Source organism: Brevibacillus panacihumi (genome assembly GCF_003710985.1).
GTDB lineage: Bacteria > Bacillota > Bacilli > Brevibacillales > Brevibacillaceae > Brevibacillus > Brevibacillus panacihumi.
Genome location: NZ_RHHT01000071.1, coordinates 1 through 16,906, shown reverse-complemented (window position 1 = coordinate 16,906; position 16,906 = coordinate 1). Strand labels below are relative to the sequence as shown.

Genomic DNA, 16,906 nt, shown 5'->3' with positions numbered 1-16,906 from the left:
TTGTATATGTTGATGTTTGGGTAACAGAGTTACAGCTTCACACGTTGCAGACGCAGGGCGTTGAGAACGACGGACACGGAACTGAACGCCATCGCCGCACCTGCCAGCCAAGGAGCGAGGAAGCCAATAGCCGCCACGGGGATGCCCAGGGTATTGTATGCCAATGCCCAGAACAGGTTTTGCTTGATGTTGCGGATGGTTCGCTTGCTCATCACGATGGCGTCGGCTACGCTGGTCAGTTCGCCGCGCATCAGGGTAATATCGGCAGCTTCCATCGCCACATCGGTTCCTGTCCCGATCGCCATCCCGATATCGGCTGTAGCCAGAGCAGGCGCATCGTTGATCCCATCCCCGACCATCGCCACTTTTTTTCCTTGCTCCTGCAATTTTTTTACTTCCGTCGCCTTTCCTTCAGGCAGCACTTCGGCGATTACATGATCGATTCCTGCCTCGCGAGCGATCGCTTCTGCCGTCTGACGATTGTCACCCGTCATCATGATGACGGTCATGCCCATCTCTTTCAAGCGCTCGATGGCTTTGCGCGAGCTTGGCTTGATGGTATCCGCCACGGCAATCAATCCGGCCAGTTGACCGTCTACCGCGGCCAGCATTGCGGTTTTGCCCGCCTTTTCCAAAGACAGCATTTGCTCCGCCACGGGTTCGAAGGAAATCTGATCGCGTTCCATCAGGCGGCGAGTGCCGACCAGCACTTCATGCCCCTTTACGACAGCGCGGATTCCATAGCCAGGAATGGCTTCAAAGGAGGTCGTGTTCTCCAGCGCCACGCCTTCTTGCTCCGTAATTCCTTTTACGATTGCTTGAGCCAGGGGATGCTCCGAATTCCTCTCGGCTGCCCCGACAAGCTCCAAAAACATCTGTTTCGAGAAGCCTGCGTAAGGAAGAACATCGGTCAACTCCGGCTCGCCCTTGGTGACGGTACCCGTCTTATCCAAAACAATCGTATCCAGATGATGGGCCGTCTCCAAATGCTCGCCGCCTTTAAACAGGATGCCCAATTCCGCTGCACGTCCTGAGCCTGCCATGATCGAGGTAGGTGTCGCCAGCCCAAGTGCACACGGGCAAGCAATGACGAGGACGGCAATCGCTTTTTCCAGCGCTTCCGGGAAATTACCGGGAATGACCAGCAGGAACCAGATGAGAAACGTCAAAACTGCGATCCCGACCACAATGGGAACGAAAATGCCGGAAATACTGTCGGCCATGCGCTGGATCGGCGCTTTCGAGCCCTGCGCCTCCTCCACTACACGGATGATCTGCGCCAAAGCCGTCTCCTTGCCTACCTTCGTCGCCTTGATTTTCAAGACGCCGTTCTTGTTGATCGTGGCTCCAATCACGTTGTCGCCAGCCGCTTTGTCGACCGGGATGCTTTCTCCCGTCAACATCGATTCATCAACAGCGGACTGCCCTTCCAGTACCACGCCATCGACCGGGACCTTTTCTCCAGGTTTGACCTGCACCAGATCACCAGGTCTTACTTCCTCGACGGGAATGACGATCTCCACACCGTCGCGGATGACGGAGGCAGTCTTGGCTTGCAGTCCCATCAGCTTGCGAATCGCTTCCGAGGAGCGCCCCTTGGCTCTGGCCTCAAATAATTTCCCCAGCAGAATCAGGGTGATCAGCACGGCACTCGTCTCGAAGTAGAGATCCAGCATCTGCATGTGAGAACCGATCGAGCTGACTGTCACATACAAGCTGTAGAAATAGGCCGCAGAGGTGCCAAGCGCGACCAGAACGTCCATGTTGGCACTCTTGTTGCGCAGCGCTTTGTACGCGCCGATGTAAAACTGTGCGCCAATCACGAACTGGACTGGTGTCGCCAAAGCGAGCTGCACCCAGGGATTCATCAGAATCTCGGGCAGCCAGATGAACGACGTGAAGGAAAAGTGAGAAACCATCGACCACAGAAGAGGCAGGGACAAGACCGCCGAGATCCAGAACTTCCTCGTCTGCCGCTTGATCTCGATCGTCCGCCGATCCTGCTCGGCCCCCGAGTCCCCTTCATCCCGCCGTGCAGCCTGGTAGCCCAGTTTCTCTACTTGACGGATCAGGTCAGATACTCCGACATGGCTGCTGTCATACTCGACCGAGGCGGTCTCCAAGGCGAGGTTCACGTTGGCTTTCAGCACGCCCGGCAATTTGTTCAGCCCTTTTTCGATTCGGGTCGCGCAGGCGGCGCAGGTCATTCCCGTGATCGACAGCTCCACTTTATCCGCTGCGACCGAGTAGCCCAGCGATTCAATCTTCCCGCGAATCTCATCTACGCTGGTTTTCGTCGGATCGAAGACCACTGATGATTTCTCCAGCGCCAGATTCACGTTGGCCGTTTCGACGCCGTCCAGTTTCTTTAATCCTTTCTCGATACGAAGAGCGCATGCGGCACATGTCATTCCCGCTATGGGAAGGGTTGCTTCTGCAGTTTTTGCACTCATCAGGTATTCCCCCATCACTCATACCCTATAGGGGTATGTTTTCAGTTATTGTTCCCCGAAAGCTGATTGCTTATCATGAGCTCATTTTACTATACCCCCCTTAGGTATATCAAGAGGTTTTTTTAAAAAATTTCAGCCGTCTATTTCTTGGGAATAAAAAATGACAACAACTTGGTTAGCCAAGCTGTTGCCATTCTCAACGATTAATGAGTGATGCCTAGATGTCGCTTATACGCGAAGATCTCCTCGACGGCTCGTTGATACCCGCCCGCAGCCCGAAACGATTCGCCAATTTCAAAGCATGCCGCTTGTATGGACGCATCCTTCAGCACATGTTCCGCCGTCTCTCTAAGAGCTTCCGCGGTTAGGCCTTCTGGATTGAGCTGGATGCCTGCACCGATTTCAGCCACTCGTCGCGCCACAATCGGTTGGTCGGAGCCTTGGGGAAGCACGATCAACGGAACGCCGTAATAAAGGCCTTCACTGGTGCTGTTCATGCCGCCATGTGTGATAAACAATTTGGCGTGTTGCAGCACTTCGAGTTGCGGCACGTAGTTGCGAACGATAAAATTCGCTGGAATGTCTCCCAATTCCGGAAGCTGGGTTTGGTTGCCGATGGATAGCATCACGGTGTACTTCGTTTCGGCGAACGCTGCAAAACAGAGCTTGTAAAAATCCACCGCCCGATTGAAAACAGTGCCTAGTGATATGTAAATCAATTGATCAGTGTCCACTTGAGAGAAATCAAATTGTCCCTGTGAGCGCGGCACGATAGACGGTCCCACAAACTTATACGTCTCGTCGAAGCTTTCTCCATCGGGTTGGAAACGTCTCGATGTGTAGACGATGGTCATTGGCGCGGGATTGCAGAAAATCTCGTAGGGAGAGCCGGCTTTCACGTTATATTTCGCTTCTGCGTTGCGAACCAACTGTTGAAACTCCTGTTGGGCACGTTCATCTACGTCTGCTGGAACATCACGCGAGAGGGAGGCACGCATACTGTCAAAAATGTTTTGGTTCATGGCAAAGCTGCTGACCGAGCTGATTGCCGGCATGTCGAGTATTTGTGCAAGCATACGCCCAGAACCAAACATCGAGTCATGAATCATGTAATCAAAGCGTTTTCCGTTGGTTTGCTCCAGGACACTGGGAATGACGATATCGGCGGTGCGCAGAAGTCCCCCGACTCGACCCCAAAAGCTTCTTCCTCCGGCAAGGAACGCCTCTATAAATTTGCTGACATCAAACGTGATCACCTCTGCGCCCGTTGACTCGACGCGATCACGATACTGATCCGCAACAAAGTAAACCACCTCTTCGCCGCGACGGATCAGTTCTTGAACCACACCTAGAGTTGGATTGACATGTCCTTCGGAACCTGCGTTGATGAACAAAACTCTTGCCATCGTCATCACCCTTCCATTCAGAACGTTCTCTCACTGTTGCCATGCTTCTGTCCACAGACAATCGTATTACAGGGCAGCAAAGAACGAATGCTGTTCCGGTAACTGAGGAACAGCATTCGACTCCAACGATGCTTACTTGCTTTTCGCGTTGTATGCCACTGCGATTTGCGCGGCAACCGCAGCATTGTGCCGCACCAGGGCAATATTGGTTTGCAGGCTTTTGCCCGCTGTCAGCTGTTTGACCTTGTCGAGCAAAAATGGTGTTACTTTTTTCCCTGCGATGTTGTTTTGCTTGGCCTCTTCCAAGGCTTGCTGGATGACTGCTTCGATCTTGTCATGCTCAAGCGCGTCGGATTCCGGCACAGGATTGGCGATCACGACACCGCCGTTCAGGCCCAGCTTCCATTTGGTATCCAGCAATGTCCCGACTTGTTCCGGTGTATCCAGACGGAAGTCTACGCCGAAGCCGCTCTCGCGGGCGAAGAAGGACGGGAACTCATCGGTACGGTATCCCACTACAGGCACTCCGTGTGTCTCCAGGTATTCGAGCGTGCGGCCCAGGTCCAGAATCGACTTGGCACCTGCGCAGACGACCGCTACGTTGGTTCCGGCCAGCTCCATCAAATCGGCCGATACATCCCAAGTCACTTCCCCTTCGCGATGGACACCGCCGATCCCTCCGGTGGCGAATACGCGGATGCCTGCCAATTGGGCTGCAATCATCGTAGCCGCAACGGTCGTAGCACCGATTTTTCCGCTGGCCAGAATGTACGGGAAGTCGCGGCGGCTTACTTTTTCCACCGATTTATTGGTTGCAAACTCTTCCAATTCGCTCTCGGACAGACCGATTTTGATCTGACCGTTCATAATGCCGCTTGTCGCGGGAACAGCGCCGTTGTCCCGAATGATTTGCTCTACTTCCTTCGCCATCTCGATGTTTTGCGGATACGGCATCCCATGGGAGATGATCGTCGTTTCCAAAGCCACCACCGGCAGGTTGTTCTCCAACGCGTTACGCACTTCGTCTGTATAACTCAGGTAAGCTTTCATTCCTTATCGCTCCTTTTCGTATTGTTCAACGATCTCTTCCAATTGTTCCGGTTTGAGTACAGCGGCCACGGATTGCTCCGTCTGCAGCGTGAGTGCGGAGGCTGCCAGTCCAAGACGCAAAGCTTTGGGGAACGGCTCTCCGTTCACAACACCGTACAGCAATCCCGCAACGAAAGCATCGCCTGCTCCCGTCACATCCACGACTTCAGTCGGATACGGAAGCACATGCTCCGATATTTCTTCTGATTGGCAGTAAATGCCCTGTTCTCCCATGGTAACGATCACATGCTTTACGCCACGCTCCCGAATGATGCCACATGCTCGCTCGCAGTCTTCCAGGGAGCGAATCTCCATTCCTGCCAGCAATTCTGCCTCTTCGCGATTGGGCAGGATCGCTTCGACACCATCCAGTCGGGCTGGCAGCTTTTGCGCTTTGGCTGAGGAGACCGGATCGATAAACAGCGAAATCTGCTCCTGCTGGCAACGGTCTATGATGTACGCCAGACAATCCGCCGGTACATTCGTATCGAGAAAAACGGCGTGGGCTGCTGCGATATGCGGCCATCTTTCCGCAAACATCTCCGGTGTCAGCGCATCGTAAATATCCATGTTGGCGAGGGAGACCACCATCTCGCCATCGATATCCAACAAAGCCGTATACGTTCCCGTCCTTTGGGTGGGAAGCCGCCAAATCGGACTGAGATCGACGCCGTGCTTTTTGGTTTCCTGGACGATCCACTCCCCCTCCTTGTCCTCTCCGATGCAAGTGACCAAGGAAGTGTGGCAGCCGAGTCTTCCGAGATTTTCCGCGATATTGCGAGCGACACCCCCGCACGACTCCGTGATCGTCACGGGGTTGGAGGAATGCAGCCGGATTTGCTGCTTGCCTCGCGCTTTCCGGTCCAGATTGGCTCCGCCGATGCAGGTAATCAATCCTTCATCACGCAACACATAGGCCCGCCCCTTGATCTCGCCCTTTCTCGTCAATTGAGCGATGTAGCCCGCTACAGCAGAGCGGGATATGCCGATCAGGTCAGCCAATTCCTGTTGGCTGATAAACGGATTGTGCCGGATGTGGTGCAAAATCTGCTTTTCTTTGTCCACGGTCTTCCTCCCTTCCGTGTTATGATTTCCTCTATTGCCTGCAAACAAAAGTTTATCATACAAACAATTGTTTTTAAAGCTTTTGAAAAAGAAAAACCCGGTTCCCCAGGTTTTTACATAGGCTGTCCGCTCACAACCTCCGCTTTTTTCTCTTTATGCTTTGCCAACGCCATGACCGTTCCAACGATACAACCTGCACCGATCCACTCAAACAAGCCAAAAGGAACATGCAGCCAGACGACTGTCGCGACCACAGCAGACAGCGGTTCGGCGCACGCCAGGATACTTGTCTCGGATGGCAGGATGAAACGCATGCTGTCCAAATAAAGGAAAAAGGCAATCAGCGTTCCAAAAACGATGAGAAAGCCCACTCCCAATACGGACTGAATGCTCCAGACTTGGCCTGTCGCCTGCCAGGGTTGCGTCAGGATGCATAACCCTATGCCTCCGATGAACATCCCCCACCCCAGCACCACAGTGGCCCCCCAGCGCTCCAGCAGCTTTTTCGGATACAGGGTGTAAAAAGCCAGCGCGACCGCTGATGCCAATCCCCATAAGACTGCTCCGGTAGAGATGGAAAGCTGACCGGGATTGCCATTGGTGAGCAGCAAAAAGGTGCCGACCAAGGCAAGTATCAGGGCTGTCACCTGTGCCAGGCTGGGCAACTGTCGATTCCGCAGGACGAGATACCCCGTCAGAAAGACAGGCCCCAGATATTGCAATAGAGTTGCCGTCGCTGCATTGCCCAGCTCGATGGAAGCAAAATACGTATACTGAACAGCCAACAGCCCGAGCAACGCAAAGACCACCAGCCGTCCGAAATCCGCTCGTGAGTGAAGTATCCTCCAAACATTCTGACGCTTATCCCCGAAGAAAGAGACGACCAGCAGCAAAATGCCTGACAACAGCAAGCGAACAGCGACAAGCCAATCTGTCGTGAATAGATAATGCTGCAGCAAGGACTGAGCGACCGTCCCCGAGACACCCCACAACAAGGCGGCCACAAGCACCATGCTCATACCGCGCACACGCACCGACATATTTCAAAACTCCCTATCCATCATCTTGTATGGAATATATCCCATTCCGATGCAGGATACAAGTTGAAAACATCGCCCTGTACGGCCCGCAGATTTGACAAACATGAACCTTTTTACTAAAATTATCTTAAATTAGAGATTTCCATCTCATGTAGACTAGGAGGGCTGGCAATGTCCAACAATAACTCACAGCCACTTCGAAATGATTCCCTCGATCTGTTCGTTGTTCTTTCCCGTTCCTATAACTGGGTAACAGCCTGCACGAATCGGGATATTCGCCGCCACGGATTGAATCCCACCGAGTTTGGGGTTCTGGAAGTGCTTTTTCATAAAGGACCGCAGCCGCTTCAGCAAATTGGTGAGAAGATCCTGATATCGAGCGGCAATATAACCTATGTAGTGGACAAACTAGAGAAGAAACAACTGCTTGTCCGCAAGCCCTGTGCGGAAGACCGCCGTGTGATTTTTGCCGAGCTGACAGAAAAAGGCCATCAGTTCTTGAGCGAAATTTTCCCTGATCATACGAAAGCGGTCGAACAGGCTGTCAGCGGCTTGAGTCCTGAAGAAAAACAACAGGCCATCGCCTTGCTGAAGAAATTGGGAAGAGCTGCACAAGAACAATTTTAGTTTTACGCTTGACAAAAGATCGAATCTGTAATAATCTCAAAATCAAGATATACAAAATTAATATTAGTAGCTAACATTTTGAAAGGGGATTTTACACAACCATGAGCAAAGTACTTCTCATCAAAGCAAACGATCGTCCAATCGAGCAAGCAGTCAGTGTGAAACTGTACCATGCTTTCGCTGATTCCTATAAGGAAACTCATCCGAACGACGAGGTCGTCGAACTGGACCTGTTCGCTGAAAATCTTCCTTACTACGGAAACGACCTGCTGACCGCTATGTTCAAAGCAGGAAGAGGAATGGAATTGACAGCTGAAGAACAAAAAGGCGCTGAGCTGGTAAACAAATACCTGAACCAGTTCATTGAAGCTGACAAGGTAGTGATTGCCTTCCCTATGTGGAACTTCACAGTGCCTGCTGTCCTGCACACGTATTTTGACTACCTGTCCCAAGCAGGCAAAACATTCCGTTATACAGCTAATGGTCCAGAAGGTTTGCTCGGCGGCAAAAAGGTTGCCCTGTTGAGCGCTCGTGGCGGCGTATACTCCGAAGCGCCAATGAATACAGTAGAATTAGCTAACCGCTACGTAAACACCCTCCTCGGCTTCTGGGGAATCAAAGACATTGCTGAAGTCATCGTAGAAGGCCACAATCAATACCCTGACAAAGCAGAAGAAATCGTGCACGAAGGCGTAGTAAAAGCAGCAAAACTGGCGGAGTCCTTTTAAGGCCCGCCAGCCTTTTCGGACAATTATCTCTAATTAGAGATAGTCAAATTTAAAATAATTAAAGGAGAGATGAAACATGATGGATCTTGGATTGCTTATCATTCGTTTGGTGATTGGGTTGTCGATGGCAGCGCACGGTACTCAAAAACTGTTTGGCTGGTTTGGGGGATATGGATTGAAAGGAACAGGCGGCTGGATGGAATCGCTTGGGATGAAGCCTGGTGTCCTCATGGCCCTCTTGGCCGGACTCGGCGAGCTGGTCGGCGGATTGTTGTTTGCAAGTGGTGTCGGAACCTGGATTGGAGCTATTCTGATTGCCTTCACCATGCTGGTTGCTATTCTGAAGGTTCACGGTCAAAATGGATATTGGGCTACGCAGAACGGTTATGAGCTCAACCTGACACTGATTGCCGTCGTGATCGGGGTTGCCTTGATCGGACCTGGTGCTTACGTCTTGTTTTAATCATTTCACGTACGCCGCAGGCTAATTTGAAGGAGGAATTTGCTAATGGATATTCGCGTCTACACACAAAACGAACAAGCAAAAGGACATTTTGGCGACGGTGAAATCGTGGAAAACAAACCGATTGGCTTTCCTCGCGAAGGGTCTGTGGTGGATCGTGTCGGCCCGCTCTTTTACTGGGCTTGGGCGAAATCATTGAAGACCTTTGAAATCCCGTTCCACCCTCACTCCGGCTTTGAAATTTTGTCTTATGTCCTGAGCGGGACTGTGGGTCACAAAGATACCTTGGGAAACATGCAAAAGGTGACGACAGGCGGGGCGCAGATCATGCAAACCGGCTCCGGCGCCTACCACGCCGAGGAATTAGGCGCAGATACTGAAATGTTTCAGATCTGGTTCGAGCCGCATCTCTCCCAGGCCACGAAAAGGCCGCCTATCTACAACCAGTTCGATCATGATGAGTTTCCGAGCCAGGTGGTAGATGGCGTGACCGTCAAACGGATTATTGGGACTGATGCTCCCATCCAGCTTGTGACGGACGCACAAATGTGGGACGTCACAATCCCGGCCGGGTCCTCCTATTCACGCCCGCTCCAAGCTGGATATGCGCATGCTGCTGTAGTGGTGGAAGGCGCGGGTCAGATACGGGAAGCCGGTGCTGAAGCGGTTCAGTCAGCGACAGCCGCCAAAGGAGATTTCGTCGTCTCCACCGCTGAAGCGGACAACAACGTCGTCTATCAGGCTGATCACGACCGTCCCCTGCGTGTCGTACTGGTCCAGGTCCCTGCCGAAGTGGAGTATACCTTGTATCGTAAATAAGAAGAAGTAGTGAACAAACGGTAAAACGATCGCCCTTAAGCAGACTTTTTGGCTTAAGGGCGTATTTGTTTTTCTGATGACCTTGTACGTCGGGCATGGGATTCGCTTCCCCTACATCCCTACAACGAATCTACGGATGAATGGTGGTACGGCCAAAAACAATGCCCATGCTGCAAAAGACTCCTGGCACCACATCCTGGCTTTTTTGGAACAGCTCTCACGCTGAACTGAATGGTCCTTCCCACGCAAAAACCCGCCAGCGCATCCATTACGATGACTGGCGGGTTTTTCTAGCGGCTCAGTACCGGCTGTTTTTCCAGCATGGTGCCTTCTTGAGCAAAACGCGTATGCATGGAGAAAGCCTTTTCCAATACATGCGGCGTATGCCCTCCGCGCGTCAGCGCTTCCTCGTAGTAGGCGCGAAGCTGATCGCGGTACATCGGGTGGGCGCAGTTGTCGATGATCTTGAGCGCCCGCTCGCGAGGCGCCAGTCCACGCAGATCTGCCAGCCCCTGCTCGGTCACGATGACATCCACATCATGCTCCGTATGGTCCACATGGGAGACGAACGGAACGATACTGGAGATTTTGCCGTCTTTGGCAATGGACTTGGTGACAAAGATGCCGAGGCGGGAATTGCGGGCGAAATCGCCGGAACCGCCGATTCCATTCATCATTTTCGTGCCCAGGACATTCGTCGAGTTCACATTGCCGTAAATATCGGTTTCCAGAGCGGTATTGATCGCGATCAGACCGAGACGGCGGATCAATTCCGGATGGTTGGTAATCTCCTGCGGACGCAGCAAGAGCTTGTCACGATACTTGGAGAAATTTTCTGTCACCTGCTTCATCTTCTCTTCTGTCAGCGTGATCGAACATCCAGAGGCGAAGGCGATTTTGCCTGCATCCAGCAAGTCGAACACCGCGTCCTGCAAGACCTCGGAGAAAACGGTCAAATCTGTGAATTCAGAGTCCAAAAATCCATTGAATACAGCGTTTGCTACCGAACCGATCCCGGATTGCAGCGGTGCGAGATTTTTCGGCAAGCGTCCCGCCTTTACTTCCTGACGTAAAAACTCAATCAGATGCGCTGCAATTTGTGCCGTTTCCTCATCCGGTTCTACAATTGTAGACGGAGAGTCCAACTGCTCAGATACGACAATCCCTTTAATCTTTTCGATATCGACAGGAATTCCGATCGTCCCGATGCGCTGTTCCACAGAAGTGAGCGGAATCGGCCCGCGCTCACCTTGCTCTGCAGGCGTGTACACATCATGGATGCCTTCCATCTCCAGCGGGAGTTGGGTATTCAGCTCGATGATGACATGCTTTGCTTTTTCCACAAAAATATTCGAGTTTCCCACAGAAGTGGTTGGAATAATCATACCGTCTTCCGTGATTGCAACCGCTTCCACAATGGCGTAATCAATCTCGCCCATAACACCGGAGCGAACCATCTCAGCCGTGTGGGAAAGATGCTGGTCGACGAACATGATGCTGCCCTCGTTGATTTTTTTACGCATGGTAGCATCTGCTTGGAAAGGCAGACGTTTTTTGACGATGCCTGCTTCCGCCATGAGCGTATCAACGTTAGCTCCCAAAGAAGCTCCTGTATATACATTTACCCCGAAAGGTTTGTTCTCTCTTTTTGCCCGTTCAGCCAAAGCAATGGGGACCTGCTTGGCATCTCCAGCACGTGTAAATCCGCTCAAACCAAGAGTCATGCCATCTTCGATCCAACTCGCCGCTTCTTCAGCCGTGACGATTTTATCTGCCAATCGTTTATCACGTAAGCGCTCCCACATGATTGAGATCCCCCTTTTTCCTACATATCTTGTTGTTACTAAGCTAGCACAGGATTGACTGAGCGGGCACTCAATTTCAAGCGAAGCAGAAAATTCGGCTATAAACGAGAAAATTTGCAGGTGAATGCGACAGCAAAAATCCCCTAAAAACCGAGCAGTTGACGGAAGGAACTGGCATACGACTGGCTAACAGGGACCCGGCTTTTGGCTTTGTCCTTCATCTCCAAAATAAACGTGGAGTGAAAATGCGGGTGAATAAAGCGAATGGCTTCCAGGTTGACAAAATAAGAACGGTGACAGCGAACAAACTGGCCTGGAGACAGCATACACTCCAGTTCAGCCATATTGTATTTGTTTACATAGGCTCCATTCACGGTATGAAGCCGTGTTTTCCCTTCGTTGGAGCTGATGTACATGATTTCATTGACGGGGATCGGGAGCCAGCCGTTCTCGTCCCTTCCGACCAAAAAGGACAGGCGAGGTCCGGGTGGGGCGATCGGCATCGCACTCGGGGCATAGATCGCAGTAATGCATCCCTCCACATGCCCCTGCGAGATCACAGGCAGCGAGATCCCGTAGTACGGAACGCCAAAGACGCGGCTTTCGACGTGATGAGCCACTTTGCTTTTTACCTCGAGCGCCTTATGTGTCGCTGATCCCTCGCGCACCCGGTCGCCCGGTACGATTTTCAGATCAATGCTTGCGCTCGGCTGGTAGTAGACATACTGGCTCCCGTCCGAGATAGCGATGGATACTCCTTCAGGAATCACTTGACCTACCATTTGCAACACTTCTGGGACCAAGGTGTTGTCCATAATGATTCCTCTCCTCCTATTTTCTCTCTTGCTTCTTCTTTCATTTAACCATAATTTTGCCTTTGCAGCGCAACCTTGTCTTACCAACTTTTTGAACGATTTGAAGTGATGCATGTGCTATTATGAAGGCAATTGCTGGTATATGAAGTGATGGAGTCAAGGAGGACTGATTGACCATGAAACTGGAACGGATCGACCTGCAGCGCATCAAAATTCCGTTGCGCACCCCTTTTGAGACCAGCATGGGCGTGGAGACGCACAAAGAGTGCATACTCGTCCGCGCTTACAGCGGCGCTCATGTCGGCTTTGGCGAAAGCGTCGCGATGGACGTGCCCGTCTACAACGAGGAAGATGTGGACACCGTCTGGTACATGCTGGAGAAATATTTGATTCCACAGTTGTTCACGCGCGAGATTGAGCATCCTGATGAAGTGTCCCGCATCTTTTCCTGGATGCGGCGCAATCACATGGCAAAAGCAGCATTGGAAGGCGCTGTCTGGGATCTCTACGCCAAGAAGCAGGGGCTTTCCCTCTCGCAGGCCTTGGGCGGGTCACGCACTTCGATTGACGTGGGTGTCAGCATCGGCATTGAGCCAACGATTGAAAAGCTGCTTCAACGCGTCGAGGGCTTTATCCGCGATGGCTACAAAAAGATCAAGGTAAAAATCAAACCTGGCTTCGACGTTGAGCCGATGCGCGCCATTCGGCAGAAATTCGGACCGGACGTGCCGCTGATGGCAGATGCCAATTCCGCCTATACTCTCAACGATCTCGAAATGCTGAAGGAATTGGACGAATTTGGCCTGATCATGATCGAACAGCCTCTCGCCCATGACGACATCATCGACCACGCTGCTCTTCAGCGCGAGTTGAAAACGCCGATCTGTCTCGATGAGAGCATCCATACCGTAGAAGACGCGCGAAAAGCAATTGGTCTTGGAAGCTGCAAAATCATCAACATCAAAATCGGGCGTGTCGGCGGACTGACGGAAGCCAAGAGAATTCATGACTTGTGCCAAGCGCATGGTGTTCCTGTCTGGTGCGGCGGGATGCTTGAGGCAGGAATAGGCCGCGCGCACAATATCGCAATTGCGTCATTGGCCAACTTCTCGATTCCGGGCGATACCTCGCCATCCAACCGATACTTTGTCGAAGATATTGTCACGCCAATGATTGATTTTGCCAAGCCTGGCGTACTGAGTGTGCCGACTGCTCCAGGGATTGGCTTTTCGATCAATGAAGCCGCGATTCTCAGCTCCCTGGTAGAGCATAAAAGCTATTTTGCCGACCGTGCATCGACCACGACTCAGATTCCAAATTGGTAATCCAAACAAAAAACAGGGAGACCTATGCTGCTGGTCTCCCTGATTTCTTACTCCGTTATAGTGAGGATCTTGCAGACGTTTTTCTCCGCCTCTGCTCGCTCCTCTTCCGGAAGCTGCTGAAGCAGGGCAAGTGCTGCGTAGGGAAGTTTCAACGCGTGAGGATCACGATAGGTTTTTTCCCAGTACAAAGGCGAGAATATGGATGTGAACGCCGGTTCTTTTACCTCGTCAGCCAGGGCGAAATCCGGGCGCTGCCGATTCAAGTACATCTGCACGCGATGGTTGCGGATGCCTGCCTGTGTCAAATCCGCGTACCCGAAGCGATCCAGATTCACCAACGCGTCTGCATGTGTGATGCTGTGCGTCACTTCCCCTTCAAAAAAGTAGCGCTGTCCCTCAATCACGCGATTGGGAATGACCGTCTGCAATTCCGCGAACGTATGCTTTGCCATCGATGCAGGCGTCTGATACGCCGGGACTCCCGATATGTCCTCTTCTGTGACCATGCCATAGTCCGCAATACCCCAGTAGCGATTCGGGCGGTCCACCGCAGTCGCCTTCAATAATGTGACCAGACCGGCAATAATGCGCGGTTGTATCAAATCAGGACGCTCTCGCAGCGCTCTGAGCGCCAATACACCCAAAGCAAGTCCGTGTCCGGAGGTACTGAGCCTTTTCACATTCTCGCCTAGACCAGCAATGACGGCTTCCAATAGGGCCGGGTCTGCTTCCTCTTCGTTTTCCAAAGGCATAAACCAATCAGGTTTCAACAGGCGAAAGGATTCGCAAGTTCGCTCAATCCCATCCGTGACGTGCTCCGGCAAATCGTAGTCTCGTGACATAAAATACCCTGCCAACAGCGCAGCGCCGTAGTGACCGCCAAACCATCCGCCTTCAGCAGCCCTCGCCATCGCTACGACACCAAGCTCCAGATAATCATCCAACTTCCTCATGGGGATTCCTCCTTTTTCCAAATGCTTTTATTTTATAATATAACATATATTTAAGTTTGTTAAGTATGTAAAATAAAGCCGATCCCTGATTCGAGATCGGCTTCCCTATTTCACTGGCAATGACACAGAAAAGGTGGTTCCCTCCCCTTCTTCGCTGCTAACCTGAATTTTTCCCTCGTGGGCATCTACGATCCATTTGGCAATGGAAAGGCCGAGTCCGGTCCCCTCTGTCGCCTTGGTGCGCATTTTGTCCACGCGATAGAAACGGTCAAAGACGAACGGTATATCTTCTTTTGGGATGCCTACGCCTGTATCTTGAACCACGATGACGATCCGCTGCCCGTCCCGCTGGCAGGAGACATAGATATTTCCCTTCTCCGGCGTGTATTTCAACGCGTTGTCCAGCAATATTACCAGCAATTGATGGATGCGTTCCTCATCCCCTGCCATTTCCAATGGCTTTTCAATTTTGGTCACCAGGCTCACTTCCTTGGCTATCGCCATTTGCGTAAATACCTGTGTGCACGTTTGCACCACTTCATCGAGATTAAATTTTTTCTTCATGATCTGCAATTCATTTGAATCGCTTCTGGCCAGAGTCAGCAAGTCGGAGACGAGATGGCTCAGACGCTTTGCTTCCTGCATGCCGATCATGATCTTTTCGCTTTCCTGCTCAATCGTATGCTCCGGATGCCGGAACAGCCGCTCCAGATTGACCAGGATCGCTGTCAATGGCGTCCGCAGCTCATGGGACGCATCGGCGATGAACTGCTGTTGCTTCTCCCAAGATTGCTGGATCGGCACCAATGCCCTTTTTGCCAAGAACCAGCCTGCCAAGACCGCGATTACAATACTGATCACATTGCCGACCAGTACGACGTACAGCAAGCTGTTCAACATGTTTTGCTCCGGGGCGAGGTCGTAGATCAGCTGGAACTGCCGGGATACCTGCATCCGGTTATCCACCAGCGTCCTTTTGGGAGCGGTGACGGTGTAAACGCGAAATGTATGCTGATTGACTGTCATCGTCTCGATTTTGTTTTCGATCCCCGTCGGCTGAAACTGGATAAAATCATCCGGGTCCATTCTCTCTCCGAACGCGTTACCGATGAATGTGCCGTCTTTCCCCCAGACAAGCAGCACGTATCTGCGGTCCAAATCAGCGAATTTCTTGCGCTCTTGGCGATTGTAGGGGAAAGGCGCTTCGTTCATCCCTTGCAACCGGGGGAACGGGTCGTGAATCAGACGCTGCGCCACTTTCTCCAGTTCCTGATCCACTTGTGAATAGAGACGAACTTTCATCGTCAGGTAAACGGCACCGCCCAGGCCGTTGAGCAACAAAAATACGACGATGACATTGAGCGTCACCAGGCGAAACCGGGTTTTTTGAAACATCTCAATCTCCCTTTTTTAAAATGTAGCCAACATTGCGGACAGTCCGGATGAGCTGTTCGCATGCTCCCAGCTTTTTGCGCAAATAATGGACGTAGAGATCAACTACACCATAATTGGCATCGGAATGAATCCCCCAGACCCGATCAAAAATCTGCTGGCGAGTCAAAATTTGTTCCTTGTTTTGCAAAAAGTATTTAAGCAGTTCGAATTCCTTCATCGTCAGCTTCAATGGTTCATCGTCAACAAAACCATCGTATTCATGAACCCGCAGTGAGATGGGGCCGTACGTCATCTCACCTTCTGGAGCTGTTTTGCCATTGCGTCGCAGAAGCGCTCGGGCTCTCGCCGTCAGTTCCTCGACGGCAAATGGCTTGACCAGGTAATCATCGGCTCCTGCATCCAAGCCTTCCACTCTCGCCCTAACGCTATCCTTTGCGGTCAAGAACAGTACGGGAGTTGTCACACCTTTGGAACGCAATGTTTTGACCATCGTAATGCCATCGACTCCTGGCAGCATAATATCCAGAACCAGCAGGTCATAGACCCCGCGACCTGCGAGCAGGAGCCCGTCGTCGCCTCGCTCTGCTGTATCTACTTGGTACCCTTCATCGGTCAGCACTCCTTCTACAGCCGACAAGAGTGCCTGATCGTCTTCAACTGCAAGAACCCACATAATTTGATTCCCTCTTTCATCATCAGGAAAATGGATAGATTCAGCATACCACAGACAGCCGCCATCCCCTATGGAGCCTGCTTCCTGTTTCTATTAGAGCATGATTTTTTTAGATTTAGATTTGAAGACACCTGGGTGTTGGGATAAACAAGAAAAAGCTGTATTCGCCATTACTCGCTGGAGTAATCGTGAATACAGCTTTTTATCTGCCTTATTCCTTCAAAACTGGATCTGCATGAATGCTTTATGG

Annotated in this window: 16 protein-coding genes; 6 read left to right on the top strand and 10 right to left on the bottom strand. The window is 51.7% G+C overall.

Annotated elements, in window-relative coordinates:
* Window positions 1–29: 29 nt before the first annotated feature.
* The 5 genes from EDM58_RS23360 to EDM58_RS23340 form a co-directional block, all read right to left on the bottom strand.
* Window positions 30–2,453, bottom strand: coding sequence for a heavy metal translocating P-type ATPase (locus EDM58_RS23360; RefSeq protein WP_122915456.1), 2,424 nt, complete (start codon window positions 2,451–2,453; stop codon window positions 30–32).
* A gap of 203 nt (window positions 2,454–2,656) precedes the next feature.
* Window positions 2,657–3,859, bottom strand: a complete 1,203-nt coding sequence (locus EDM58_RS23355) for a macrolide family glycosyltransferase (RefSeq protein ID WP_122915455.1) — start codon at window positions 3,857–3,859, stop codon at window positions 2,657–2,659.
* Between the two features lie 132 nt (window positions 3,860–3,991).
* Window positions 3,992–4,909, bottom strand: coding sequence for a pseudouridine-5'-phosphate glycosidase (locus EDM58_RS23350; protein WP_122915454.1), 918 nt, complete (start codon window positions 4,907–4,909; stop codon window positions 3,992–3,994).
* 3 nt (window positions 4,910–4,912) lie between these two features.
* Window positions 4,913–6,013, bottom strand: coding sequence for a carbohydrate kinase (locus EDM58_RS23345; protein WP_122915453.1), 1,101 nt, complete (start codon window positions 6,011–6,013; stop codon window positions 4,913–4,915).
* Window positions 6,014–6,126: 113 nt separating this feature from the next.
* A complete protein-coding gene (locus EDM58_RS23340; RefSeq protein WP_122915452.1) occupies window positions 6,127–7,053 on the bottom strand; it encodes a DMT family transporter in 927 nt (308 codons plus the stop codon).
* 171 nt (window positions 7,054–7,224) lie between these two features.
* Between EDM58_RS23340 and EDM58_RS23335 the strand changes: the two genes are divergently transcribed.
* The 5 genes from EDM58_RS23335 to EDM58_RS26445 all read left to right on the top strand — a co-directional run bounded on the left by EDM58_RS23335 (window position 7,225) and on the right by EDM58_RS26445 (window position 9,916).
* Complete coding sequence (locus tag EDM58_RS23335) at window positions 7,225–7,680, top strand: MarR family winged helix-turn-helix transcriptional regulator (RefSeq protein ID WP_122915451.1); 456 nt, start codon at window positions 7,225–7,227, stop codon at window positions 7,678–7,680.
* Between the two features lie 101 nt (window positions 7,681–7,781).
* A complete protein-coding gene (locus EDM58_RS23330; RefSeq protein ID WP_122915450.1) occupies window positions 7,782–8,408 on the top strand; it encodes an FMN-dependent NADH-azoreductase in 627 nt (208 codons plus the stop codon).
* 76 nt (window positions 8,409–8,484) lie between these two features.
* The gene (locus EDM58_RS23325) at window positions 8,485–8,871 is read left to right on the top strand and encodes a DoxX family protein (RefSeq protein ID WP_023556793.1); all 387 of its coding nucleotides are present in this window, start codon (window positions 8,485–8,487) and stop codon (window positions 8,869–8,871) included.
* 45 nt (window positions 8,872–8,916) lie between these two features.
* Window positions 8,917–9,690: a pirin family protein gene (locus EDM58_RS23320; protein ID WP_122915449.1), complete on the top strand. Its 774-nt coding sequence runs from the start codon at window positions 8,917–8,919 to the stop codon at window positions 9,688–9,690.
* 76 nt (window positions 9,691–9,766) lie between these two features.
* On the top strand, window positions 9,767–9,916 hold the full coding sequence (locus tag EDM58_RS26445) for an acyl-CoA thioester hydrolase/BAAT C-terminal domain-containing protein (protein WP_122915448.1): 150 nt from the start codon (window positions 9,767–9,769) through the stop codon (window positions 9,914–9,916).
* A 64-nt stretch (window positions 9,917–9,980) separates the two neighbouring features.
* Here the strand turns inward: EDM58_RS26445 and scpC are convergent, their stop codons facing one another.
* Entirely contained in the window at window positions 9,981–11,495 is a 1,515-nt protein-coding gene (scpC, locus tag EDM58_RS23310) for a succinyl-CoA:acetate CoA-transferase ScpC (RefSeq protein WP_122915447.1), read from the bottom strand.
* A gap of 143 nt (window positions 11,496–11,638) precedes the next feature.
* On the bottom strand, window positions 11,639–12,310 hold the full coding sequence (locus EDM58_RS23305) for a LytTR family DNA-binding domain-containing protein (protein ID WP_122915446.1): 672 nt from the start codon (window positions 12,308–12,310) through the stop codon (window positions 11,639–11,641).
* A gap of 176 nt (window positions 12,311–12,486) precedes the next feature.
* Between EDM58_RS23305 and menC the strand changes: the two genes are divergently transcribed.
* Window positions 12,487–13,635: an o-succinylbenzoate synthase gene (menC, locus tag EDM58_RS23300; RefSeq protein WP_122915445.1), complete on the top strand. Its 1,149-nt coding sequence runs from the start codon at window positions 12,487–12,489 to the stop codon at window positions 13,633–13,635.
* A gap of 47 nt (window positions 13,636–13,682) precedes the next feature.
* On the opposite strand, the gene EDM58_RS23295 is transcribed toward menC, so the two are convergent.
* The 3 genes from EDM58_RS23295 to EDM58_RS23285 all read right to left on the bottom strand — a co-directional run bounded on the left by EDM58_RS23295 (window position 13,683) and on the right by EDM58_RS23285 (window position 16,656).
* Window positions 13,683–14,588, bottom strand: a complete 906-nt coding sequence (locus EDM58_RS23295) for a hypothetical protein (RefSeq protein WP_122915444.1) — start codon at window positions 14,586–14,588, stop codon at window positions 13,683–13,685.
* 105 nt (window positions 14,589–14,693) lie between these two features.
* On the bottom strand, window positions 14,694–15,983 hold the full coding sequence (locus EDM58_RS23290) for a sensor histidine kinase (protein WP_122915443.1): 1,290 nt from the start codon (window positions 15,981–15,983) through the stop codon (window positions 14,694–14,696).
* A 1-nt stretch (window position 15,984) separates the two neighbouring features.
* Window positions 15,985–16,656: a response regulator transcription factor gene (locus EDM58_RS23285; protein ID WP_122915442.1), complete on the bottom strand. Its 672-nt coding sequence runs from the start codon at window positions 16,654–16,656 to the stop codon at window positions 15,985–15,987.
* Window positions 16,657–16,906 lie beyond the last annotated feature (250 nt).